Origin of the sequence: Haloarcula sediminis (assembly GCF_035656455.1) — an archaeon.
GTDB lineage: Archaea > Halobacteriota > Halobacteria > Halobacteriales > Haloarculaceae > Haloarcula > Haloarcula sediminis.
This window is the reverse complement of sequence record NZ_JAYMGA010000005.1, coordinates 266,046-290,070: the sequence shown is the minus strand read 5'-3', so window position 1 is coordinate 290,070 and position 24,025 is coordinate 266,046. Positions and strand designations below refer to the sequence as shown.

Annotated in this window: 23 protein-coding genes; 12 read left to right on the top strand and 11 right to left on the bottom strand. The window is 67.5% G+C overall.

The annotated features are described in order from the left end of the window. Window positions 1–5 precede the first annotated feature (5 nt). Window positions 6–2,483, bottom strand: a complete 2,478-nt coding sequence (locus VJ162_RS10555; protein ID WP_324664124.1) for an efflux RND transporter permease subunit — start codon at window positions 2,481–2,483, stop codon at window positions 6–8. Between the two features lie 6 nt (window positions 2,484–2,489). Further along, entirely contained in the window at window positions 2,490–4,073 is a 1,584-nt protein-coding gene (locus VJ162_RS10550; protein WP_324664123.1) for a COG1361 S-layer family protein, read from the bottom strand. A 311-nt stretch (window positions 4,074–4,384) separates the two neighbouring features. On the opposite strand from VJ162_RS10550, the gene glpK reads away from it, so the two are divergent. The 4 genes from glpK (at window position 4,385) to VJ162_RS10530 (ending at window position 9,187) form a co-directional block, all read left to right on the top strand. Next, window positions 4,385–5,926, top strand: coding sequence for a glycerol kinase GlpK (gene glpK, locus VJ162_RS10545; protein ID WP_324664122.1), 1,542 nt, complete (start codon window positions 4,385–4,387; stop codon window positions 5,924–5,926). 2 nt (window positions 5,927–5,928) lie between these two features. Continuing rightward, a complete protein-coding gene (locus tag VJ162_RS10540) occupies window positions 5,929–7,053 on the top strand; it encodes a hypothetical protein (RefSeq protein ID WP_324664120.1) in 1,125 nt (374 codons plus the stop codon). 91 nt (window positions 7,054–7,144) lie between these two features. Then, the gene (locus tag VJ162_RS10535) at window positions 7,145–8,308 is read left to right on the top strand and encodes a Cdc6/Cdc18 family protein (protein ID WP_324664118.1); all 1,164 of its coding nucleotides are present in this window, start codon (window positions 7,145–7,147) and stop codon (window positions 8,306–8,308) included. Window positions 8,309–8,407: 99 nt separating this feature from the next. Continuing rightward, complete coding sequence (locus VJ162_RS10530; RefSeq protein WP_324664116.1) at window positions 8,408–9,187, top strand: TetR/AcrR family transcriptional regulator; 780 nt, start codon at window positions 8,408–8,410, stop codon at window positions 9,185–9,187. A gap of 70 nt (window positions 9,188–9,257) precedes the next feature. Here VJ162_RS10530 and VJ162_RS10525 read toward each other — a convergent pair whose 3' ends face one another. Then, window positions 9,258–9,830, bottom strand: a complete 573-nt coding sequence (locus VJ162_RS10525; RefSeq protein ID WP_324664114.1) for a response regulator — start codon at window positions 9,828–9,830, stop codon at window positions 9,258–9,260. Window positions 9,831–9,946: 116 nt separating this feature from the next. Between VJ162_RS10525 and VJ162_RS10520 the strand changes: the two genes are divergently transcribed. Next, window positions 9,947–10,540, top strand: coding sequence for a hypothetical protein (locus tag VJ162_RS10520; RefSeq protein ID WP_324664113.1), 594 nt, complete (start codon window positions 9,947–9,949; stop codon window positions 10,538–10,540). Here VJ162_RS10520 and VJ162_RS10515 read toward each other — a convergent pair whose 3' ends face one another. After that, complete coding sequence (locus VJ162_RS10515) at window positions 10,541–11,116, bottom strand: response regulator (protein ID WP_324664112.1); 576 nt, start codon at window positions 11,114–11,116, stop codon at window positions 10,541–10,543. Between the two features lie 128 nt (window positions 11,117–11,244). Between VJ162_RS10515 and VJ162_RS10510 the strand changes: the two genes are divergently transcribed. Next, a complete protein-coding gene (locus tag VJ162_RS10510) occupies window positions 11,245–11,532 on the top strand; it encodes a hypothetical protein (protein WP_324664110.1) in 288 nt (95 codons plus the stop codon). Here VJ162_RS10510 and VJ162_RS10505 read toward each other — a convergent pair whose 3' ends face one another. Further along, window positions 11,533–12,384 (bottom strand): NAD(+)/NADH kinase, encoded by an 852-nt coding sequence (locus VJ162_RS10505; protein WP_324664108.1) that lies wholly within the window; start codon window positions 12,382–12,384, stop codon window positions 11,533–11,535. Window positions 12,385–12,490: 106 nt separating this feature from the next. On the opposite strand from VJ162_RS10505, the gene VJ162_RS10500 reads away from it, so the two are divergent. Both VJ162_RS10500 and VJ162_RS10495 read left to right on the top strand, forming a co-directional pair. Next, window positions 12,491–13,588, top strand: a complete 1,098-nt coding sequence (locus VJ162_RS10500) for a KaiC domain-containing protein (protein ID WP_324664106.1) — start codon at window positions 12,491–12,493, stop codon at window positions 13,586–13,588. A 100-nt stretch (window positions 13,589–13,688) separates the two neighbouring features. Then, entirely contained in the window at window positions 13,689–14,132 is a 444-nt protein-coding gene (locus tag VJ162_RS10495; protein WP_324664104.1) for a universal stress protein, read from the top strand. A gap of 156 nt (window positions 14,133–14,288) precedes the next feature. On the opposite strand, the gene VJ162_RS10490 is transcribed toward VJ162_RS10495, so the two are convergent. From VJ162_RS10490 to VJ162_RS10480, 3 genes are all read right to left on the bottom strand, one after another. After that, window positions 14,289–14,720, bottom strand: coding sequence for a universal stress protein (locus VJ162_RS10490; protein WP_324664102.1), 432 nt, complete (start codon window positions 14,718–14,720; stop codon window positions 14,289–14,291). A 298-nt stretch (window positions 14,721–15,018) separates the two neighbouring features. Next, a complete protein-coding gene (locus VJ162_RS10485; RefSeq protein ID WP_324664099.1) occupies window positions 15,019–15,723 on the bottom strand; it encodes a Bax inhibitor-1 family protein in 705 nt (234 codons plus the stop codon). Window positions 15,724–15,923: 200 nt separating this feature from the next. Then, window positions 15,924–17,735: an ATP-binding protein gene (locus VJ162_RS10480; protein WP_324664097.1), complete on the bottom strand. Its 1,812-nt coding sequence runs from the start codon at window positions 17,733–17,735 to the stop codon at window positions 15,924–15,926. Window positions 17,736–17,824: 89 nt separating this feature from the next. On the opposite strand from VJ162_RS10480, the gene VJ162_RS10475 reads away from it, so the two are divergent. Both VJ162_RS10475 and VJ162_RS10470 read left to right on the top strand, forming a co-directional pair. Beyond that, window positions 17,825–18,616, top strand: coding sequence for an endonuclease/exonuclease/phosphatase family protein (locus VJ162_RS10475; RefSeq protein WP_324664095.1), 792 nt, complete (start codon window positions 17,825–17,827; stop codon window positions 18,614–18,616). Between the two features lie 58 nt (window positions 18,617–18,674). Next, window positions 18,675–19,010: a DUF7113 family protein gene (locus tag VJ162_RS10470; RefSeq protein WP_324664093.1), complete on the top strand. Its 336-nt coding sequence runs from the start codon at window positions 18,675–18,677 to the stop codon at window positions 19,008–19,010. Here the strand turns inward: VJ162_RS10470 and VJ162_RS10465 are convergent. Further along, entirely contained in the window at window positions 19,007–20,254 is a 1,248-nt protein-coding gene (locus VJ162_RS10465) for a DNA double-strand break repair nuclease NurA (protein ID WP_324664090.1), read from the bottom strand. The two genes, VJ162_RS10470 and VJ162_RS10465, sit on opposite strands and share 4 nt — an antisense overlap. A 124-nt stretch (window positions 20,255–20,378) precedes the next feature. Between VJ162_RS10465 and VJ162_RS10460 the strand changes: the two genes are divergently transcribed. Then, window positions 20,379–21,293: a sodium:calcium antiporter gene (locus VJ162_RS10460; RefSeq protein ID WP_324664089.1), complete on the top strand. Its 915-nt coding sequence runs from the start codon at window positions 20,379–20,381 to the stop codon at window positions 21,291–21,293. Here VJ162_RS10460 and VJ162_RS10455 read toward each other — a convergent pair whose 3' ends face one another. Beyond that, window positions 21,294–21,683, bottom strand: coding sequence for a DUF7522 family protein (locus VJ162_RS10455; protein WP_324664087.1), 390 nt, complete (start codon window positions 21,681–21,683; stop codon window positions 21,294–21,296). Window positions 21,684–21,793: 110 nt separating this feature from the next. Between VJ162_RS10455 and gpmI the strand changes: the two genes are divergently transcribed. Further along, on the top strand, window positions 21,794–23,353 hold the full coding sequence (gpmI, locus tag VJ162_RS10450; protein ID WP_324664085.1) for a 2,3-bisphosphoglycerate-independent phosphoglycerate mutase: 1,560 nt from the start codon (window positions 21,794–21,796) through the stop codon (window positions 23,351–23,353). Here the strand turns inward: gpmI and VJ162_RS10445 are convergent, their stop codons facing one another. Beyond that, a complete protein-coding gene (locus VJ162_RS10445; protein WP_324664082.1) occupies window positions 23,354–24,007 on the bottom strand; it encodes an RNA 2'-phosphotransferase in 654 nt (217 codons plus the stop codon). Window positions 24,008–24,025 lie beyond the last annotated feature (18 nt).

Genomic DNA, 24,025 nt, shown 5'->3' with positions numbered 1-24,025 from the left:
GCCCCTCATTTCTCACCGCCCGACGCCGCTTTCGGAGGGCGCTGGTCCGTGGTCACGCCGGGCTCGTCGGTCCACGGGAAGACGGTGTCGGCGACGGTCCCGCTGGCGCCGTCGTAGCGCCGGAGCCGGTCCCACAGGACAAGCACCGACGGGAGGATGAACATCGATGCCAGGTAGGCGTAGACGACCGACAGCGCCGTCAGGAGCCCGAAGTTCCCGATGACGGGGTTTAACGCGAGTACGAGGACGCCGATACCGCCGACAGTCGTGAGCATGCTGCCGGTCAGCGCACCGCCGGTGCCGACGACGGTCCGGCGCAGCGCGGGCTCCAGTGCCCGCTGCTCGCGCTCGTCGGCAAAGCGGTGGACGACGTGGACGGCGTAGTCGGTCCCCAGCCCGACGGTGATGGCGAGGATGCCCCCGTTGATGGCGTTGAAGTCGATACCGAGATAGCGCATCGTCGCGACGAGGCCGATGATGGCCACCACGATGGGGATGACGTTCACCACGCCAAGGCTCGGTTTCCCTTCGAGCACCCAGTAGATGCCGACCAGGAACAGCGACGAGCCCACGAGCGTTATCAGCAGGCTCTGGAGGACCGTATCGAGGATGAGCGCCCCCGCGTCGTTGAACACGATGGCGATACCGGTCGGCGAGGCGTCGGCCCGGTACCCGTCGGCGACTGTGTCACCGGCCGCCGCTATCTCGCCGTTCGTCGCGGTCCCATCGGCCGTGTAGATGACCTGCGTGCTCCGGCGGTCCTCGCTGAGATACCCCTCCAGCTGGCCGCTCTCCGCGAGCGCGTCGTAGATGACCGGGAGGTTGTCGTCGGGGATGCCGTTGTCGTTCCGGTCGTTGCGGGAGACGAGTGCCCGGAACTGCGGGTCCCGCTCGGCGCGGTCCCGGATGAGCGTCACGAGGCTCGTGACCTCCGCCTCCCGCCCCTCGGCGTCGATCGTCTCTGGGGGGTCCTGGCTGGCCCGGTGGAGCGATTCGAGGGCGTCGTCCCGGCGCATGTTCCCCTCGACGTAGAGTATCACCTGTTCCTCCTGGTCGAAGTGACGGTCACGGAGGTTGCGGTTCTCGATGGACTGGAACGTCTCGGGCGGCGCGAGCGGCCCCAGATACTGCAGGAAGTCCGGGGTCTCCTCCTCGGGGAGGAAGTCGTCGCTGTCAAATTCGGTGCTGACGCCGGTGGCGTAGCCGCCGGCGGCGGCCGTGGCCACCAGCACGACGAGCAGGAAGATGACGGGCGTGCGCTGGGCGACGGTGACGCCCCCGGAGAGCAGCCGGCCGAAGGCCGACTCCTCGGAGCTAAACGGAGCCTGGCTGAAGACAGGGATGGGATAGCGTTCGCTCAGCCGGTCGACGTACACCTTCGCGGCCGGCAGGAACACCCCGAAGATGAGGAAGGTAAAGACGATACCGATGGCGGCGACGATACCGAAGTCGCGGTTGGGCGGAAACGCGCTGACGAGGTTCGAGAGGAAGCCGATGACGGTCGTCCCGGTGACGATGCCAAAGGCGACCAGCACCTGGCTGTTGGTCACGTCCATCGCGGGGACGATGTCCCGGCCTTCGGCACGGGCCTCGCGGTAGCGGTTGACGACGTGGATACCGAAGTCGATACCCACGGCTATCAGCAGCGGCGGCACCGACACCAGCAGCGGGTTGAAGGGGATGTCGGCGAACCCGATAAAGCCGAAAGTCCAGATGAGCGCCATCACGATTGCGACGACACCCAGCGCGAGGTCGACGAGGTCACGGTAGGCGACGAGCAGGAACACGACGATGAGGACAAACGCCGCCGGCAACACGATTCCCAGCGACGTGGTGATGGTGTCCGGGGTGCTCCCGAGTACGCGGATATCACCGCCGACGGTGTCGACGATGTCCCTGACCCGCTCCTCGCGGTTGTCTATCTCCGCGGCGTCGTGGGTCACAGTCGACTCGGTCACCGTGGCCGACGCCGCCTGCCGGTTGAAGTCCTCGCCCACCGACGAGGTAAACGCCGGGTTCTCGTCGGCGGTCGTCCGTATGGCCCGGTCTATCTCGCGCTCGGTCGCGCCTTCGAGGACCGTTATCTGCGCGCCAAGCGTCGTTGCGTCGGGGTCGAGCGTTCGAGCTACCTGTCGTGCGGGCGAACTCGTGTCCGAGACGCGCATCCCGTCGGCGTCGGCGATCCGCTCCTGTGCCCGCAGCGACCGCACCAGCGACTGTTTCGACAGCGCGTTACTCTCCTTCTGGAGCAGCGTCGTCGTGGTCGTCGACTCGCTGAAGGAGGCGCCAAAGTCCCGCTGGATGTCCTCGAACGTCTGGTAGGAGTCTAAGTCCTCGATGAACTGCTCCTGTCCCGTCTCGGTTTCTATCGCGCCCAGCCCGCCGGTAAAGGCGACTGTGACGACCAGAAACAGGAGGACGATCCGACCGGGGTGGGTGGCGACCTGCTCGTTTACCCAGTCGATGTAACGCTGGTGGCCCATCCGTGGCTACCGGAACCGTATGTACCCACCCACGGCCAGCACCAGGACGAGCACGACGCCGCCGATGGCCGCAAGCGGCAGGCCGCCGCCGTTGCTCTCGTCAGTGACCTCGATGGGGACCCGGTAGGTGTCGGAGATGGCCGAGTCGCCGTCGGGTTCCTCGTACCGGAAGTCGAGCGAGATGGGGTAGGCCTTCTGGAGGGCGCTGCCGCCGGCGCTGACGCTGAACGTTATCGTCTCGGACTCGCCGGGTTCGAGCGCGTCGATGTAGGACTCGTCGTCGTCGGCGCTGATGGGCGAGGAGGTAAACACCTTCGCCGTGATGTCAGAGAGGGTCTGGTTCCGGGTGTTCGTCACCGTAATCTCGATGTTGCCCGACTGGCCGACGCCGATCGAGGTGTTGGCCGAGTCGACGTTGAACTCGTCCTGGTCGGGCCTGAGCTGGGCCTGTGCTTCCAGGGTGTCGCTCTCCTCGCGGTCACCGTCGGTGGTCCGGTAGCTCGCGGTGAAGTCGAACTGTTTCGTGCCCGCCTGGGCGCTGTCGGTGGCGTCGACGGTGAAGGTCACCGCCGTCGAGTCACCGGCGGCGAGGTTCCCGACCGCGACCTGGGTCTCCTGTGGCGAGAGGTCGCTCTTGTCGCTGGCCCAGTTGACGACGACGTTGTCGACTGCTCGCGGGCCGTCGTTGGTCACGGTCGCGGTGATGGTCCCCTCGTCGCCGGCCCGGAGCGAACTCTCGACCTCGGAGAGGGAGAAGGTCTGCTCGGGGTCGGGCGTGATGCTCACCGAGGTGCCGGTGGACTCCTTGCGGACCCCGTCGGGGTTGTCGAAGGCGACGTTGAGCTGGAACGGATAGGACTCGACCTGGGCGTCCTCGGTCGCGGAGATGTCGTACCTGAACGTCCGGCTCTCGTCCGGGGCCCACGACTCGACCGAGCGGGTGCTCTCGGTTCGCTCGCCGAAGGTCAGCTCCCCGTTCTGGCTCGCCAGCGTGACGTCGCTGTTGTTTGCGGCCGTCTGTCCGGTGTTCTCGACGGTGACGGCGACGGTCCCGCTGGAGCCGACCTGGGCGTTCGAGTCGACGTTCGTCACGTCGAAGGTGGCGTCGTCGCTGACGGTGACGGTCACCGTTCGGGTCCGCGTGACGCTGCTTTCCTGTCGCACACCGCCGGATATCTGGCTGTAGTGGTCGTAGCTCACTTCCACCGGCACGTCGTAGGTGCCGGGCTCGGCGTTCTCGTCGACGCTGATGTCGAAACTCGCCGTGGTCGGAGCGCCGGTCGGGAGGCTCCCGAGCGACCGCGTGCCGGTCGTGACCGATATCGGGGCTCCGCCGTCCCTGACGTCGACGGTCAGCCCGCGTGCGGTCGTCACCTCGCTGTTCAGGGACGGGTTCTGCTGGTCACCCAGGTCCAGGTCGCCGCTGTTGACGAGCACCACGTCGAGCGTGGTCTCATCGCCTGCGGCGACGGTGTCGTCTTGGAGTGTGGCGGTGATGTCCGGACTCCCCCGTGCGACGGCGGTGGCGGTTCCGGCAGCGAGCACGAGCGCGGCAACGACCAGTAACAGCGCGAGTGAGCGTTTGTTCATTGGATAGCGGGTAGGGCAGTCTTGGGGGTCGTTCTACGGCGACCGACGCGCACCCCCGCGGTTCGTCGGTCCGGATTTGAGCGGCTACTCAGTCAGCTACAACTGAGGCGCAGTCCATTAATTAGCCTTGTGATTTCCCCGTCCACGAGTGGCCTCTCGGGGTCCCTCCCGACGACTTACTCGGATTTCTGCGCGCGGCCGCCGGGGGCAGTAGTGTCCCCGTAGTCCTACCCTAACTTTAATGTACTAAACGAACGTTCGTTCGACTACGCGGCCGAACGTACGTTCGGTTGCGCGGAGTCGAAGACACAATGACAGCAGACACATACGTCGGTGCGATCGATCAGGGGACGACCGGAACCCGCTTTATGGTATTCGACCACAGCGGGCAGGCCGTCGCCAACGCCTACGAGAAACACGAACAGATCTACCCGGAGCCCGGCTGGGTCGAGCACGACCCGATGGAGATATGGGAAAACACCAAAGACGTCGTGACGACGGGTCTCGACGAGGCCGACCTCGACCCCGAGCAACTCGAGGCCATCGGGATCACGAACCAGCGCGAGACCACAATCGTGTGGGACGCTGAGACGGGAAAACCCGTTCACAACGCGCTGGTCTGGCAGGACCGCCGGACGACCGACCGCGTCGAGGAGATTCAGGAAGAGGGCAAAGTCGAGTGGATCCGCGAGAAGACGGGTCTGGAATGTGACGCGTACTTCTCGGCGACCAAGACCGAGTGGATCCTCGACAACGCCGAACCGCTGAAGATGGAAGCCTCTCGGGGCGAAGCTCTCCGAGACCGTGCCGAGCAGGGGGAACTCCGCATGGGGACCATCGACAGCTGGCTCATTTACAACCTCACCGGCAACCACATCACGGACGTCTCGAACGCCTCCCGGACGATGCTGTACAACATCCGGGACCTCGAGTGGGACGACGAACTCCTCGATGAGTTCAACGTGCCCGAGGCGATGGTCCCGGAGGTACGGCCGTCCTCCGACGAGAACCTGTACGGCCACACCGACGCCGACGGGTTCCTTGGCGCGGAAGTGCCGGTCGCGGGCGCGCTGGGTGACCAGCAGGCCGCGCTGTTCGGCCAGACCTGTTTCGACGCGGGCGACGCGAAGAACACCTACGGGACCGGTTCGTTCTACCTGATGAACACCGGCAACGAGGCCGTCGAATCAGACCATGGTCTGTTGACGACCATCGGGTTCCAGATGTCGGGCGAGCCGGTCCAGTACGCGCTGGAGGGCTCGATTTTCATCACCGGTGCGGCGATCGAGTGGCTCGAAGACGTGGACCTCATCAACAACGCCGCCCAGACGGCGGAACTGGCCCGCTCCGTGGACTCCACGGACGGCGTCTACATGGTGCCGGCCTTCACCGGCCTGGGCGCCCCCCACTGGGACGGCCGCGCCCGCGGGACCATCGTCGGCATGACTCGTGGCACCCGCAAAGAGCACATCGTCCGTGCGACGCTGGAATCTATCGCCTACCAGACCCGCGATGTCGCGGAAGCGATGGAAGCGGATTCGGGCGTCGAGACGACGACGCTCCGGGTCGACGGCGGTGCAGTCAAGAACAACTTCCTCTGTCAGCTCCAGTCCGACATCATCCAGACGGACATCGCGCGACCGGAAGTCGACGAAACCACCGCCCTGGGCTCGGCATATGCCGCCGGCCTGGCCGTGGGCTACTGGGACACCGTCGACGAACTCCGTGACAACTGGCAGATCGACCGCGAGTTCAGCCCCGAGATGGACAGTTCCAAGGCGGACAAGCTCTACAGCCGCTGGGACGACGCCGTCGAGAAGGCCCGCGACTGGGCCAAGGAGGGAGGTGACTGACGATGGCGCTCATCTGGGGGTTCGAGGCCGCCCAGCTCGCCGCCTTGCTCATCTGCGGGTTCGCCGGCGGCGCGTTCGGAGCGGCCATCGGCGCGCTCCCGGCGTTCTGTTTCACCGGCTTCATGGTGCTCGTCGGCGAGGCCGGGAACGTCCTCGGCATCACCGCGGCCGACGGCGCCGCGGCTGACGCCGCCGGCCTCGCTATCTCCGGCGGCGGTATCACGGGCAGTCTCGCGTTCGGCCCCGTCTTCGGGCCCCACGTCGGATTCGCGGGCGGCGTCGCAGCGGCCGCCTACGCCGCGAAACACGACGGGATGCCCGTGCCCGACGAGGGCGAATACCACCCCGCGAAAGACATCGCTTACGCGCTGGGGACCCGTCCGGACATCCTCGCCGTCGGCGGCGTCTTCGGTATCCTCGGTGTCGCCTTCCGCTGGACCTCCCAGGCGACGCTGGTCCTGCCGGTCGACCCGCCCGCGGTCGGCGTCATCGGCACCGCCGTCGTCGCGCGCCTCGTCTTTGGCTACCCCCTCGTCGGGTCGGCCCGCGGTAGCGGCCTGCTGGACATGTCGCCGTTCGAGAACGGGACGATGCGGACCTCCACCGACGGCGGCGAGGTCCAGACCGACGGCGGCACGGCGGAGTCCTACCGCCTGGCCGTCGAGCCGTGGCTCCCCCACCAGTACAAGTGGTCCGGCGTCGCGATGATCGGTCTCGTCGCCGGCATCCTCGGGGGCTACATCGCCATCGTCACCGGCAGCCCCGTGCTGGCTTTCGGTGTCTCCGCGGCGAGCCTTACCTTCCTCAACCTCGGCGTGGCGAAGTTCCCGGTGACCCACCACATGACCCTGCCCGGGAGCTTCCTCGCGATAATGCTCACCACCCCAGCCAGCGAGACTTCCGCCTCGCTTGCCGGCTTCTCCGACCCGGCCGCCCTCATCGCCGCGGGCGCTATCGGCGCCCTGGGGGCGCTCGTCGGCGAGGTCGTCCAGCGCGTCTTCTACGCGCACTCTGACACCCACTTCGACCCGCCCGCGGCCGCCATCATCGTGACGACACTGCTGCTTGGGCTACTGTCGTATGCCGGTATCCTGGCCGGCATCGGGAACATCCCCGGCACGGTCTGAGCGGTCCCGTGACGCACAGCTAGCCGACCACCCTTTCCGTACACACAATGGAACCCGACCGCCACACCGCCCGCACGTGCCCATGACGGCGATGGACCTCCGGACGCGGATGGAGCGCCGACGGCGGGACACCGACGGACTCGTCGTCGACTACGAGGCGATCAGTCCGGCCGCACACGTCGCAGAGCCCGTCGGCCGCGGCCCCGTGTTCGAGACGCTGCTGGACCACCTCGACCCGGTGCTCGACGGCGACCTGCCGCCCGACGCCTACGTCTGGGGTCCGCCCGGTGCCGGCAAGTCCGCCGTCATCACCGCCCTCTTCGCGCACCTTCCCCCCCGACGCTCCCGAGTCGGCGCAATCGTCCACACGGCGACCCGTCCGCGTCCAGACCGGGAATCTCCGGTGTCGTTCGTCTACGTCGACGGCCGGACCGCGACTACCGACTTCGGCCTCTATCACGCCGTCCTCGATGGCCTCGTCGACGAGTCGGTCCCGACCCAGGGGGTCCCCACGGAGGCGCTGGTCGAGCGGCTCCGGGACACGCTCGCGCCGCCGTCCCGCCGGGCCGTCGTCGCTGTCGACCACGTCGGGGAGCCCGAGACCTACTCGCTGTCGGCGCTCGCTGACAGGCTCGACGGCCTGTCCGACTCGCTCGCGTGGCTGGCCGTCGGCCGTACCCACCCGACCGACCTCGACACTCCGGCGAAACCCGTGGAGCTACCGGTCTACGACCTCGGGACCCTCGCCGATATCGTCACCAGCCGGGCGATGTCAGGACTCGACGCCCCCGTGCTCACCCACCAGCAATGTCGCGACATCGCCGCGTGGGCCGACGGAAACGCCCACGACGCGCTGGCCGCGCTGTTTGCCGCCGCCGACCGAGCGACCGACTGCGGGCAGTCGACCGTCACCGACGCGACGCTCGGCCGCGCCCTCGATGAGGTTCCCCGCGGCGCCGTGCCGCTGGCACAGGTGCTCACGCTCCCGCCCAACCGCCAGCGGGTCCTGCGGGCGCTCCTCGAGGTCGACTCGGACGACCGCGCATCGGTCGACAGCACGGCCGACGCTATCGCTGCCGACGTCGACCTCTCGGCGGGGACGGTCAGGCGCTATCTGTACGAACTCGCAGACGACGGCGTCGTCGAGCGGGTCCGGGCGGACGGGCCGACGAGCGGCCGGCCGCCGAGTCGCGTCGAACCGCGGTTCCCGACGCGGGTGTTCCGACGGCTCCACGGGCGGGGCGCTCCCGCGTGACCCGTCACTGCCGACCGTCGACGTGTCCGGCCGTTCACCGCTGCCGGACCGTTCATCCATCACGAAAGTATTTCACCGTCAGTGGAATAAGAGACACGTATGGCCGGTGACGTTGCGTTCGGGGGCGAGGCCGCCGATACGCGCGAGAAGATAATGCACGCCACCTACGCCGCCCTGAAAAAACACGGCTACGCGGGCATCTCCATCTCCAGGCTCGCCGAGGAGGCCGACCTCTCGAAGTCCTCGTTTTACCACCACTTCGACGGGAAAGACGACATCCTGCTGTCCTTTGCGGAGTACACCATCGAGGAGTTCAACCGCGGGTTCGACGTCGAGTCCACCGGGGACCCGGTCGAGGACCTCTATGCGTTTCTCAACATCCTGGTCGCCGTCCACCCGACCGAACGCGACTCGCGCGACTCCGTCGAGCGGATGGGTATCTGGATGGAGCTCCGTTCCCAGGGCATCCACGACTCGGCCTACAGAGAGCAGTTCACCGAGACCACCGACCGGTACATCGACCAGCTCACCGGGATAATCGAGGCCGGTATCGAACAGGGGGCCTTCCGGCCGGTTGACGCGGAGCAGACCGCGATATTTCTGCTGACGATCGTCGAGGGCGTGTTCGTGACGGCGACCACGCGGACCGACGACCTCCGGCCCGTCATCTGGGAGGCGATGGAAGCGTACATCGACGACCACCTCATCAGCGACGCCGTCCGACCCGTCGAGGGGTACCAGTTCGGCGACACCGCAAGCTCGCGGGACAGCCGCCCGAGCCGCTGGACCTCCCTTCGACCGACTGACGACCCGTATGTCCCCCCGGACGCACTGGAGAAGAACCTGCGCGAGCACGACGCCGGCGACGGCACGGAGTAGCCGGTCGCGCTGTTACCGCCGCCCACCCGACTCCGTCGGTTCGCCGACCGGTCGACTATCGCTTGGACCCCTACTCGCCGCTGCGCTCGATGGACCGGTACGTCTCGACGATGGTGTCGAACTCGTCCATCTCGTCACGGAGTGTCGCTTCGAGTTCCTCGGCCCGCGCTTTCAGGGCCGCGTACTCGCTGCTGTCCGCGAGTCCTTCCGTGGACCGCTGTGCTTCCAGCACCTGTAACTTCGACGTTACACGGAGGAACTCGTTCAGGCGGTCGTCTCCCCCGTCCAGGTGCTGTTCCAGCGTCGAGAGCAGTAGCTCCCCGTCGACGGGTTTCTGGAGGTAGTCGTCGAAGTCCATCTCGATGATGTTGAGGTCCGGGTCGACGGCGGTCAGCATGATGACGACGCCCTCGTAGCCGCGGTCCCGGAGCCTGGCCAGTACCTCGTCGCCGTGACAGTCCGGCATCCGGCGGTCGAGCAGTATCGCGTCGACCCCCGGACCGGCCTGTTCGAGTGCCGCCTCGCCGCTGTAGGCGACGCTGGTCTCGTAGGTCGTGCCGATTCTGAGCGCCTGTGTCTCGGCCACGTCGCGCTCGTCGTCGACCACGAGGACGTGCGCCCGCCGGTCCGTATCGTGTGGCACCGGTCGTAGTTGCGCCCGGAGGAAGTTACCTCTTTGCGAGGAACGCGACGAACGCCGACGGCCTCGCTGCCCTGTCCCGAAAGAAGTTAACAGATGGACCGAACACTCCCACTCGAATGAGCGAGCAGTCAAACGGGGAGGCGGGTGAGAGCCCACAGCTCGGCGGCCTCCTGACTGTCGTCGGGTGGATCGCGGTCGGCGCGGTGTCGCTCGCCACCGCGCTGGCCGTGCTCGATACCGTCGTGGTGCTTCCGTTTTCGCGGGAAGTGGCAGTCGGCCTCGGCCTCGCGTTGGGCGGCGGTACCGGCGGCGTTGCCCGCCTCTTCCGGCCCGACACCCGCACCGAATCACCCGACCAGACGATAACGGTCGACGCCCCGGAGACGCCGTCGCCGGAGCCGGCGGACCTCTTCGATGGCCACCCGGACCCAGTGCTGTACTACGTCGCCGAGGGTCACGGGCCCGTCGTCCGGGCGGTCAACGGGGCATTCGGCGAGACGTTCGACGTTCCGACGGACCGAATCGAGGGAACTCCACTCTCTGAGGCTCTCTTAGTCAGCGGCGAGGAAACAGTCGACGCTGAGGCGGTCACGGCCGGCGGACTCGACCGCGTCGTCGACTGCGAGACGACGGCCGGGACCGAGCGGTTCCGGCTCAGAACTGTCGAAAGCGGCGAGACCGGCTACCTGCTGTACACGCCCCAGCAATAGTCAGCTCGGTCGGCGCGTGATATCCCGGAACGCGGTGTCGATGTCCTCGAACTCCGAGAGCGCCTCGTCCATCTCCGCCTGCAGCGTCTCGGCCCGGCGTTCGAGCGACTCGACGCCCTCGTTTCCGTCGAGCGTCTGGGCCGTCTTCTCCCCCTTCAGCAGGGCGAGTTTCGACGTGACCTCCAGATACTCCGCGAGCCGGTCGTCGTACCGCCGGGCGGTCAGCTGCTGGTCGATGGCCGCCACCAGATCCGACTTCTCGACGGGCTTGCAGAGGTAGTCGTCGAAGGGCATATCGATGATGTCGAAGTCGGGGTCCACTGCCGTTATCATGATAACCCGCGTCGAGATACCCCGCTCCCGTATCTCTTCCAGTACCTCGTCGCCGCCGATGTCGGGCATCCGCCGGTCGAGCAACACCACGTCGATATCGTCGTCCAGCTTGTCGAGTGCGGCCCCACCGCCGTAGGCCGTCTCCGTCTCGTACCGGTCGCGGAGACGCAACGCGTAGACGTCAGCTACTTCCGCCTCGTCGTCCACGACGAGGACAGTTGCGTCCGCAGTAGACTCTGACACAGTAGGCTATACTGGCGGGAGCGTGCATATAATTATTGCGTGGGGCGCGATTTCGGCCCGTCTGCCTGTCCTGACGAGGCACGTAACGGAACTTTAAAGATTGCGTCACGGCCAGATTCATTATAGGAATGCTCGCGCCACCGCTGCAAGTCATCGACGGCTTTCTGCTGAACTACACCATCGGTGATGTCCTGTTGCTCGGGTTCGTCCTCGGTGCCGTCGGCATCCTGCCGACGCGCTCGCTGAAAATGCTGGGGGTACACACCGTCTCAATCGGCGTGTTGTTGCTGTTGCTGCCCGCGTCGATGCTGGCCCCGAACGCCGGCAGTCTGCTCGGGTCCTCCTTCGCGTACAAACTGGTCGGCCTCGTCCTGCTCGCGCTCGCGCCGATCCTGTACTCGGTCGGCCGGAAGTAACTACCCCAGTTTCTCCAGGGCGGTAAAGAAATCGAGCGGTGGGCCGGCCAGCCGGATCGGTTCGTTCGCCCGCGTCACCGTCACCCGTTCGGGCGGCGATAGCTCGGCTCTGATACGGCCGTCGCTGACGACGACGCCCTCGTCGGCGGCCGAGACCGACACCGTCACGTCGCTGTCGACGTCGGCGACGAGCGGCGGCATCCCGTCGGTCTGTGCCATCCCGGTGATGACGATCCCCCCGACCGCGGGGTGGACGAGCGGCCCGCCCTCGCTCAGATTGTAGGCCGTCGACCCGGTCGGCGTGGCGACGAGCACGCCGTCGGCGTGGCCGCTGGTGTACAGCGAGCCGTCGACGCGGACCTCGAACTCGGCGCCGCCACCGCTCCCGCGATGGGTGCCCTGGACGACGACCTCGTTGAGCGCGGGCGAGAGTCCCCACCCGTCGCCGGTCGCCCGAAGCCGCGGCAGGGCCCTTGTCCGTGCGCTGCCGGTCCGCTGGATGTGTTCGACCTCGGCGACGACCGTCTCGACGGCCTCCTCGGGCGCCAGCGCGTTCAGAAAGCCGACCTCGCCCAGATTGACGCCCATGATGGGGGTCGAGCCGGCGCCGCGGGCCGCATAGAGGAACGTCCCGTCGCCGCCGATGCTGACAACCAGTTCACACGCTCCCATCTCGTCGACCGGGCGCGTCAGCGGCGTGGGGGCGTCCCACGCCTCGTGGTCCGAAAGCGCCCCGCCGGTGGTCTCGTCGACGGCGACCGTCGCCGAGACCGCGCTGAGCCGCTCGGTCAACGTGCTCGCGAGCGCCATCGCCCGGTCGTTGTCCCGCTGTACGACGATCCCGACAGTCATTGGAGGCGCTTCCCGCCCGGCGACCATAAACCCTCCACGACGGCAAGCTTATATCCGTCCCCAAGAGTTTGCAAGCCATGGCTGTCTGTGGCCGGTGGTCGCGCGAATGAGCGACGGCGAGGACGACCGTGACGACGACTGGTTCGAGAGTGCGTTCGAAGACGGGGTCGACGATGAGACCGACGACCGCGAGCCGCCGTCCGACGACGCGGGGGATGGTTCACCGTTCGCGGACGCGGCCGACACTGCTGACGACGGCGGGAGTCCGTTCGACGATGACGATGGAAGTCCGTTTGACGACGATGGTGACGGGAGTCCGTTCGACGACGACGATGGAAGTCCGTTTGACGACGACGGCGGCGGGAGTCCCTTTGACGACGGTGAGTCGGATGCCGACGACGACGGGAGCCTCTTTGGCGACGACTTCGCGACGGCGTTCGAGTCCGCCGGCAGTCCCGGCGACGGTGGCGGTTCCGGCACCGAGTTCGAGGACGAGGACTTCGACTCCGACATCCCCCGCATCGACGTGGGGATCGAGGGGTTAGACCGGATGATACAGGGCGGCATTCCGCGTCGCCACCTCATCGTCGCCATCGGCTCAGCGGGGACCGGGAAGACCACCTTCGGGCTGCAGTTTCTCCACCACGGGCTGGAGACAGGCGAGAACTGCGTCTTCATCACGCTCGAACAGTCCCACGCGGCGATCATGGACACCGCCAACGACCGCGACTGGGAGTTCGACAAGTACGAGGACAACGACCAGCTTGCCGTCGTCGACCTGGACCCGGTCGAGATGGCAAACAGCCTCGACAACATCCGCGGCGAGCTCCCCGGCCTCATCGAGGACTTCGACGCCGACCGCCTCGTCCTCGACTCCGTCTCCCTGCTGGAGATGATGTACGACAACCCCGCCAACCGCCGCACCGAGGTGTTCGACTTCACCCGGTCGCTGAAGGCCGCCGGCGTCACGACGATGCTTACCTCCGAGGCCAGCGAGGACAACCCCTACGCCTCCCGCCACGGCATCATCGAGTACCTGACCGACGCGGTCTTTGTCCTCCAGTATGTCCGCTCTGAGACCCGGGAGACCCGACTCGCCGTCGAGATACAGAAGATACGCAACGCCAACCACTCCCGCGAGACCAAACCCTACGAGATAACGATGGACGGCATCAGCGTCTACCAGCAGGCCAACATCTTCTGACGGTCACCGGGTGAGTGGTCCCCGGGGAGTTGACAACACCCGCCTATCGAGATGTGCGGCGAAACAATCATTTATCCGGCCGACCGGCGAACGCTCTGACATGACATTGCTCGTCCCATTCGACGGTTCGGAGCTCTCGGAAGCCGCCCTCGAACGCGCCACGGACTTTTCGGAGTTCACCGGCGAGGACGTGCTCGCGCTGACAGTCGTGCCCGACCAGCCGGAGTACGCGCTCTCGCGGAACTGGGTCGACGCCGAGGAGCCGTTCGACCCCGACGCCGTCGCCGAGCGGTTCCGCGAGCGCGTCGCCGACATCGCCCCCGAAGCCAAGTTCCGCTACGAAGTCCCCGAGGACGTGAGTTCGATGGCCTCTATCACGACCGACGTGACTCGGACCATCCGCGCGATCGCCCACGAGGTCGACGCCTCCGTCGTCTTCATCGGCAGCGAGAACGCCGGCCGCGTCTCCTCGCCGGTGTCGAGCGTTGGCGCCCCGGTCTCCGAGGACCCGGGGTACGACGTTTACATCATCAGGCACGCCTGAGGCCGGCAATTCGGCCGGCCGCGGCACGTGTGAGCGCGGCAGTTCAGCCGCGCTCTCCCACGCCGACGCGGCAATCCAGCCGGTTTTAGCACGCCGACGTGGCAGTCCAGCCGCATACGGGGACTCGATAGCATGGCCGCCCGGACGCCCGCTGTCTCACCGCACGACGGTCACCGGAACAGTCGCCCGCCGGACGACGGTTTCGGCGACGCTGCCCAGCAGGATGCGGGACATGCCCGAGCGGCCGTGACTCCCCATCACGATCTGGCTGATGTCGTTGTCGTCGGCGTAGTCGACGATGGTCTTGGTCGGCCGGCCGACCTCGATGACCGTCTCGACGGTCCCGACGCCGGCCCTGCGGACGACGCTTTCGAGTTCGTCGAACCGATCCTCGGCCTCGGTCTGTCGCTGTTTGTACCACTCCTCCGAGAAGGAGGGGACCGACGCCTGCGCGCTGTAGCCGGCCTCGGCGGGGTTGATGACGTGCAGGAGCACCAGCGCGTCGTCGGTGAAGGTCTCGGCCGCGAACTTGGCGGCCGCTCTGGCCTGTTCGGAACCGTCGACCGGGACGAGAATCCGGTTTGGCATACGTATTATGGCAGCGGCTGCGGGCTTGAATCTTCGGCCCGCTGTACCGGCCGTGTTTACTTAGCGAATTGGACCGCGAACAGCCAGAAAGCCCCGGCCAGCTACACTCGGGGGACTCGCTGCGCCCTTCCTTCGCTACGCTCAGTCCAGTGCTTACGTCGCCCGCCTTGGTGTAGCAAGCGAGGTCGGCATAGCCGACCTCGGAAAACGTGGCGGCTTCGCCGTCACGCGGCCGCCCCTTTCTGGCTGTTGGAACACTAATGCTCCTAACTAAACACCATCGCTGCAACCATTTCGGTCAGGCGTCGAGCAGTTCGAGGATGCGAAGCACCCAGATGAGGACGTTGACGAACACGCCCATGACGGCGGCGTAGATGCCGATAGCGTTGCGGAGGTCGCTCGCGTAGCGGTTCTCCTTGACCGCCCATATCTCGTAGGCCAGGCTCACGACGAAGGCGGCAAAGAAGACGAGACTGGCAAGCAGGATGAGCGGCTGGAAGATGAAGAAGCCGACGGCGCCGAGGGCGAAGCCGCCGATAAACAGGTAAAAGGAGTAGTTCTGCCAGCTGGAGAAGTCCCTGCCCGTCGTGAACACGATGTACGCTACCGCGGCGGTAATGGCGCCGGTGACGACAACGGAGATGCCGATGGCGAGGAGGCGAAGGGCAGCGGCCGCGAGGCCGAGCGCCGTCGCGCCGAAGAGGGCGTAGCCGAGCTGTGTCAGCGTGACGCCGACCCCCGCCAGCGGGAGACTCCCGCGCTGGGTCCCCTTGCTCGCGACCCACGAACCGCCACCGACGGTGACCGCGAAGACGGCGATGCCGATGAAGAAGTTCCCGAACAGGACCGAACCCAGACCGACGACTGACGGGACGAACGACAGCGCCAGCATCGCCAGGATGTTGACCGCGATGAGCCCCGTCGAGATGCCGATTATCTTCGTGAGGTTCCGGTCGACGGCCCCCGTCGCTGTGCGCTTGACCCGACCGAATGACCCGCTCATGTCAGGATGAGAGACGACTACGACGGATGATTCTTTCCATCGTCGCTGTCGCGGGAGAACCGAGCCCGCCTCGCTGCTGCTCCGTGGCTCCCGATGGTCGCCGCTCCGTCGAGGGATCTCCCTGCGGTCGATTCCTCACTACTCCGTCGCGGGTCGCTATTCTCCTCCGGTACGCGGTGCTTCGCTGCGTCAGCGCCGCGCTACTCCCGGCCGTGCCGGGTCACACACGTCGAGAGCCCGATGAGCTCGACGGGTTCGGAGTTGTCCGGCGAGTACACCACCCGTTGACCCTTCTCCATGTAGGGGACCTTCGACTCCAGGTTGTTCGGGATGTTGACGGCCTTGATCGCGTCCTCGTCGCCCAGGTTCAGCACCATCGTGGTGTTGATCTGCTTGAACACGGGGTCGGCGATGTCCTGTGGGTCCTGCGTGATGAGATAGAGCCCGAGCCGCTCCTTGCGGCCCTGCTTTGCGGCCTCCGTGAACTTCCCGATGACCTTCCGGCCCTGGACGCTGTCGGCGTCGGTGAGGAAGTTGTGGGCCTCGTCCATCCCCAAAACGAGGGGCGTCTCCTTGATGCGGTCGTAGGCGGGGTCGTTCGACAGTTTCTGGTCGATGAGCAGGCTCGACACGGCGAGGACGATGGTCGAGGCCGTTCGGGAGTCCGTGATGTGGTAGGTGGGAATCACGGTCAGCCCGCCGGCCCGCACGAGCTGGGATATCTGGTCGGTGATGGGGCGGGCGTCCTGGTCGAAGACGCCGCCGAAGCCCCGGACCCGCCGTTTCACGGCGTCGAAGGTGGCCTCGTGGATGTCGCCGGTCTCGTCGAGTTCCTCCTTGAGCGCGGGGTCTGACAGGAAGGTCGTGAACTGGTCGTAGGTGCCGCCCCGGCCGAACTCCCGCTTGAACCGCGGGAGCAGGGTGTTGACGAGGGCGCCGTACTGGTTGTCGTTGAGGCTGGAGCCGGCGATGAGCCACGGGTTCGAGTGGACAAGCGAGAAGGGGATGGTGAACTCGACCTGCTCGGCGCGGTGGTGGCTGGCGCTGTACTCGGCGCCCGCGACCTTCGGCACGAACGCGATGGTGTCGTCGTGACCGCCGGTCTTGACCCCCTCGCGCTCGCAGCGACGGGCGAACTCGTCGGTCATCTTCGGGTTGTCGTCGTGCATCTGGGCGTACTCGTCCTGGGGGTCGAACTGGACGACGGCGAGTTCGGGCGTGCGCCCGTCGCCCATCTCGTAGGTCCGCCCGAGATACTGCCGGAGGACGTTCTTCGAGCTGTGGGTCTTCCCGGAGCCGGTGCCGCCGGCCACCAGCGTGTGCCGGAAGACGAGCGGGTCGCCCGACTCGTAGTCGTCTTTCAGCCGGTAGTCGATGGTGGGGGGCTGGGCGCCGGTCCTGACCTTCTCGCCGCCGACGGAGAGGTGGCCCAGAAAGACGCCGTCCTCGGGAATCTTCAGCCCGGTCTTGATTTCGGATTTGTCCGTCGCCTCGCGGACGACGGTCTCGGGCTTGGGGACGCGGTCGGTCATCCGCCGTTTGAGATCGCCGTCGTCTGAATAGAGGACCGCGATGGGGTCCAGCGACGCCATGAACTTGAAGTCCTGCTCGTCGATGCTCGACTCCCGCATCGCGCGGCGGGCGTGGATTTCGGTGGCGTCGTCGGCGCGGAACTCCTGGGCGTACTCCAGGGCCGAGATGCGACAGAAGAGCCGCTCACCGTCGGGATACGGAACCAGGAGGTACTTCCCCAGACGGACCCGCGAGCGGTTCTGGACGGTGACGTAGGCCCGGAGATTGCACTCGTCGTCGTCCTCGCTGATCCGGAGCCCGTCGGCCGCCGAGAGGACCCCCAGCCCGCTGTCGGTCCCGGCCGGCGCCACGTCCACGCTCTGGAAGTCGTCGTCGGTGGCGGGCTGAGCGTCCCCGCTGGCGCCGTCGTCGCTCGCGACGGACTCGTCGCTCTCGTCGCCCCCGCCGTCGAAGTCAGTGAAATCCCCGAGGTCGGACATACAGCCACCCACGGTAGCCGGGGATTAACACCTTTCCCCGGCACGGCGGAAGTGGAACGCTTACCCTTCTGGCCCACAGAGCGACCCACATGAACCCGGTGCGGCTGATGTCGTTCAACGTCCGCTACGACACCGCGGCGGACGGCGTCCACAACTGGGCCCACCGCCGGCGGCTGGTGGCCGACACCATCCGGTACCACGACCCGGACGTGGTGGGCGTTCAGGAAGCGATGACCCACCAGCTCCGCGAGCTAGAGACCATGCTCCCGGGCTACGAGTGGGTCGGCGACGCCCGCGATACGGCCGCACCGAGCGGGGAACACACCGCCGTCGGCTACCGGCGGCGCCGCTTTACCGTCGAGGGGACCGACACGTTCTGGCTCTCGGAGACGCCGGAGACGGCGGGGTCCGTCGGCTGGGACGCCCGCCACCCGCGGGTCGCGACCTGGGTCCGCCTGCGCGAGCCCGAGGCCGACCGCGACCTGGTCGTGCTGAACACCCATCTGGACCACCACGGCGAGCGCGCCCGGCGGGAGGGCATCGCGCTGGCCCTTTCGCGGCTGGCTGCTCTCGTCGACGACGAGGCGGTCGTCGTCTGCGGGGACTTCAACTGCGTCGTCGGCGGGCCGGCCCACGCCGCCGCCAGCGGCTACGACCTGGGTGGCGGGCGCCGGCTCCGCGACAGCCGCGAGCTGGTGTCGAGCCGTCACGGCCCGACGACGACCCGGACCGACTTCGAGGACCTGCTGCCGGGGATGGGTATCGACCACGTCTTCCTCAGCGACGACGCCGCTGTCACCGGCTGGTCGTCCGTCACCGACCGCGACGACGACCACTACGCGTCGGACCACCTGCCGGTCGTCGTCGACTGTGAGTTCTGACACTGCGTGCTGTCTAGGGGCAGTGACGCTTTTGCCGGTCGGCAACCTACGTCCAGTTATGTTACTCGTTTCCGGCACTGCGGGCGAGGCCGGGCTGACCGGGACGCTGTACGAACCCGGCGAAGCGCCGCCGTCGTACCGCGGAGCGCCCGAGGAGGGGTCCCCCTACGTCTGGGTGTGTGACGCCTTCTACGAGGTCGAGAGCGGGGGGAAACCACAGACCATCGGCGACCGCGACCTCCGGGTCGCCTTCGAGTCACCGGCGCCCCGTGGGTTCCCGGACCAGACGGCGGCGCTGTCGGCCGCGAAAGACCACATCCGCACCCAGTTCGCCCGGCTGGGCGTCCCCGAACGCGAGGTCGACATTACGGTCGAACAGCCCGCCGACGCCTAGAACTTCTCCTCGATGGCGCCCCAGCGGAGGTCGTTGTAGGAGGCGTCGCGGTCCATCCCGAACTCCCGCTCGATGCGGCGGGTGAGCTCCTCGCTGCCCTGGCGGTCGATGCTGGCGAGTTCGTCGGCCTTCGCGACCGCCAGGGGCGGTCCCTGTTCGGCGGCCACGTCGTGTAACAGCTGGCGCGTGAGCCGGTCCCGGCACTCGGGGTCTTTCGTGAACGCGTAGGGCGCTTCCACCCGGAAGACGAGGTCGGTTCGGGGGTCGTAGACGACGAAGAAGGTCACTTCGTAGGCCTCGGGGTCGAGCTCGCGGTCGATGCCCAGCGCGTCGCCGTCGGCGGCCAGCATGCCGTCGGTGCCCGCCCGCGAGCGGAACCAGTTGGTACAGGTCAGCGCGTCCGTCAGTCGCTCGCCGTCCCGGCGTTCGAGTATGTGACGGAAGAAGGCGCTGTCGCTGTTCCAGGGCGCCGCCGTCTTCCTGCGGACGACGCGGGTCAGAGGTTTGCGCGAGGAGCTCTTTACGAACCCGACCATGGGGATGTCCCGTTCGACGAACCGCTCGACGAGTTCGACGTAGTTGCCCACGACGGACTTGGGCCGGTCGTCCTCGGCCAGCAGGTCGGCGAGTTCGCTGTCCCGGTCGGCCCACCGGAGCAGGCCGGTGGGGTAGATGGGGCCATCGAGCACGAACAGGTCCTCGACGGCGTCGGCGTTCAGAAGGGCGTGTTCGCTCTCGGTCAGATACAGTGCCAGCGCGTGGACGACCCGTTGCTCGAAGCGGTCGACCTGGGGGGCGTCGAGCACTCTGCGACGGGCGTAGCCGCGGTCGTCGGCCCGCCACTCGTCGTCGAAGGTAAGCGTCGCGTCGTTCGAGTGGACCGCCATGATGATGGTCCGGCCGCGGTGGAGGTCAACGTCCGAGGGCGTCGCGCTCATCGCGGCCTGGGCCACGTCCAGTACTAGCCCGTTCTTGAACGTCGTCGGGTTGATGGTGCCCGAGTCCAGGCCGTGCTGGGTCGGGAACGGCGGGTCCTCAAGGGCGATGTCCTCGATGGGGACTTTCCGGCGGCGTTGCTCGCCCAGCGGGACGAGTATCTCGCGGCCGTCGGTGTCGTACAGCGGGTCGAGAAACGACGCCCACACGTCCTCGGCGGCGGCGCCCTGGTCGCTCGTCTCGACGGTCGCCCCTACCTGACCGGCCAGCTGGGCGATTCCGTCGACGTGCACCGGGTCCAGCGTCATGTGCGTGGGTTCGCCGGTGTCGGTATAACTCTGGTGGGCTGGGGGAACAGTTAGGGGCGTCCTGTCGCTATGCTACAGCAGTGCCACCGCAACTGCGTCCACGCCGTCCCGTCGGGGGCGACTGATGGTCCTCTTTGACGTGCTCTACGTCGGCGTCGCCGTCGTCGCGCTGTGGTTCGGCGCCGACCAGTTCGTCACCGGGGCCTCGCGGGTCGCCCGTCGGCTCGGCGTCCCGGGGCTCGTCGTCGGGCTCACCGTCGTCGCCTTCGGCACCTCGGCCCCGGAGTTCGCGGTGACGATAGACGCCGCCTTGGCCGGCCAGTCGGACATCTCCGTGGCCAACGTCGTCGGCTCCAACATCCTGAACCTGGGCTTTATCCTCGGCGGCGTCGCGCTGGTCCGGGCCATGGCGACGACCCGGACGCTCGTCCGACGGGACGGCCTCCTGCTTGTCGCTTCGACCGCGCTCTTGCTCGTCGTCGCCGTTGACGGTCGCCTCTCCGCGGCCGAGGGCGCGCTGCTGTTCGGGACGCTGCTTGTGTATCTGGTCGTGCTCGCCCGCGCCGGCTCGGAGGGTGCGACGACAGCGGCCGACCCGTTCCACCCGCCCGACGCCCTCCGATTGCTCGTCGGCCTCGCGCTGGTCGTCGGCGGCGGGCACCTGCTTGTCGGTTCCGCCGCCGACATCGCGCGGGCCGCCGGCATCTCCGAGTGGGTCATCGGGCTCACAATCGTCGCCGCGGGCACCTCGCTGCCGGAGTTTGCCACCTCGCTGGCCGCCGCCAGGGCCGGACGGACGGGTATCTCGGCGGGGAATCTGGTCGGTAGCTGCATCTTCAACGCGCTCGGCGTGCTCGGGCTGGCCGCCGTTGTTCAGCCGCTGTCCGTCTCCCCCGCCGGCGTCGAGGGGGCGGCGTGGCTGCTGGGTACTACCGTGCTCGTTCTGGTACTGTTCTACACCGAAGAAACGCTCGGCCGGCTGGAAGGTGCCCTGCTGGTCGCGCTCAACGCCGCGAACTGGCTCCTGAATCTGCTGTGACTACTCCTTGCCCGACTCCTGCAGGAGCCGCTCGATGGCCTCGGCGATCTCCTCGTAGGAGCTCATCGAGAGGCCGTCGGTGGTGATGAGCACGCCCTGGCGGTCCGTGGTCGCCCGGAGCAGGTAGCCGTTCTCGAAGGCCCGGACGGTGAACCGGTAGTCGCCGAGTTCGGACTCCTGGTAGGCGTTCTTGGTCTGTTTGTACCCCTGCCACTCGTGACCGACGAAGTCGTTGAGGTCCGCGTCCCGCTGTAAGTCCTCCCGGAGATAGAGCTGCTCGAAGTTCGCCCGCGTGAAGTAGGTCACCGACCGCAGCGAGTCGCCCGTCGCCGTCCGCGCTGTCGTGACGATGCTGTCGGCCAGATCGTCCGAGAGGATGTTTCGCGTCATGCCAGTAGGGTGACGGGCCACCCTCTTAACCTCCGGGTTCCCGGTATCGAAGGTGAGAGCGAGCCCTCCGGACCGAAGGGCTATTACCCCGTTCGTGTGACCGTTCGGATATGCAAGTCGGGCTCGTAATCCTCGACGGCTGGGGGCTGAATCCGGACGAGAACGCGCGGGACGCCGTGGCCGCGGCCGAGACACCGAGCTTCGACCGGTACCGCGAGGCCGGCGCGGACTCGACGCTTTCGACACACGGCCGCCGGGTCGGGTTGCCCGAAGGCCAGATGGGCAACAGCGAGGTCGGCCACCTCAACATCGGCGCCGGCCGCGTCGTCAAGCAGGACTCGGCCCGGGTCTCGGACGCCGTCGCCCGCTCGCGCGGCAATAGCCCGCCGGACGGCGACGATCAGGACCCGCCCTTCTTCGAGAACGACGAGCTTCTCTCCGCCTTCGACTACGCCGAGACCAACGACGGCAAGGTCCACTTCATGGGCCTCGTGTCGGACGGCGGCGTCCACTCGTATCAGGACCACCTCCACGCGCTCATCGAACTCGCCGACGAGCGTGGGACCGACGCCGTGACCCACGCTTTCACCGACGGCCGCGACACCTCGCCCAGGGGCGGCGAGGGGTATCTCTCCGAGCTGGCCGCTCACGCCGAGACACACGGCACCGGCCATGTCGCGACGGTGACGGGCCGGTACTACGCGATGGACCGCGACCAGAACTGGGAGCGGACCCGCCGGGCCTACGACGCCGTCGTCGACGCCGAGGGGGACCACGAGGTCGAAACGGCCGTCACTGCCGCCACCGAATCGTACGCCCGCGACACCACCGACGAGTTCATCGAGCCGACCGTCGTCGGCGACTACGGGGGGATGGACGACGGCGACGCCGCTATCTTCTTCAACTTCCGGTCGGACCGCGCTCGCCAGCTCACCCGGATGCTCGCGAACATCCGGCCCGACGCCTGGGGCGCCGACACCGAGCCCCCGACCATCCGCATGGTCACGATGACCCAGTACGACAGTACCTTCGACCTCCCGGTCGCCTTCCCACCGAACCAGCCCGCCGACACCTACGGCGAGGTCCTCTCCGAGGCCGGGCTGACGCAACTGCGGCTGGCCGAATCGGAGAAGTACCCCCACGTCACCTACTTCCTCAACGGCGGGCGCGAGGTGGAGTTCGAGGGCGAACGCCGGGAAATCGTCCAGAGTCCGGACGTGCCTACCTACGACCGCCAACCCGAGATGAGCGCGGCCGGAGTGACCGACACCGCCGTTTCGGTTATCGAATCCGACGACCCGGACGCCCTCGTCCTGAACTACGCCAACCCCGACATGGTGGGCCATACCGGCGACTTCGACGCCGCCGTCGCGGCCGTCGAGGCCGTCGACGAGCAGCTGGGCCGACTGGTCGAGGCCATCCACGACGCCGGCGGCCACGTGCTCGTCTGTGCCGACCACGGCAACGCCGACGACATGGGGACCGAGGACGACCCCCACACCGCCCACACGACGAACCCGGTGCCGTTCATCTACGTCTCGCCGGACGGGACCGCGGCCGGGCTGGAGGCCCGCGACGGCGGCACGCTGGCCGACCTCGCGCCCACGATGCTTGACCTCATCGACGTCGACCGGCCCGACGCGATGACGGGCGAGCCGCTGGTCGAGTAACTACTTCTCCAGTCGGCCGAGATACGCCGGCGGGACGCGCTCGGTCGTGTAGGTCGCCTCGCCACGCTTTGCGATGTCGTGGCCGTCCCGCTCCATTCCCGCCGCGTCGACTTCGAGGACGACGGGCTCGCTGGCGTGGCGACTGCCCACCTCCCGCGCCGTCTCGACGGTCTCCGAGAGGTGGACCTGCTGGCGGGTCATCGGTCGCAGCCCCTCTTCGCTGATAGCGTCGACGTTCCGCGGCGCGGTGCCGTGATAGAGCGTGTCCGGTATCGGCCCGTCGCCGCCGTCGAGGGTCACCTCGACCGAGTGGCCGTAGGCCGCCCGGACGCGGTCTGGCTCGCCGCCGGTCCCCGGGGTGCGTTCGAACCGGCCCTTCGGGTCCGTCGCCAGGACCCCCTCGACTATCTCCCGGTCGGCCCAGTCGTACTTCGACTCGACGGCGTCGACGAGGACCGGCAGCGGCGTCCAGCCCGCCCCGTCGAGAGCCAGCCCGGCGTCGTTCGGGAAGTGCCGCAGGGCGCCCGACATGAACTTCGAGAGCTGTCGGCGGCGGCCGCCGTCGGCGATTTGCTCGGCGGCGTCGCCACAGCGCGGACACGCCGCGCCCTCGAAGAAGCCGTGGTCGTCACAGTGGCGAACGTCCTCGGGCATGGTGTCCCGTCGGCGGTC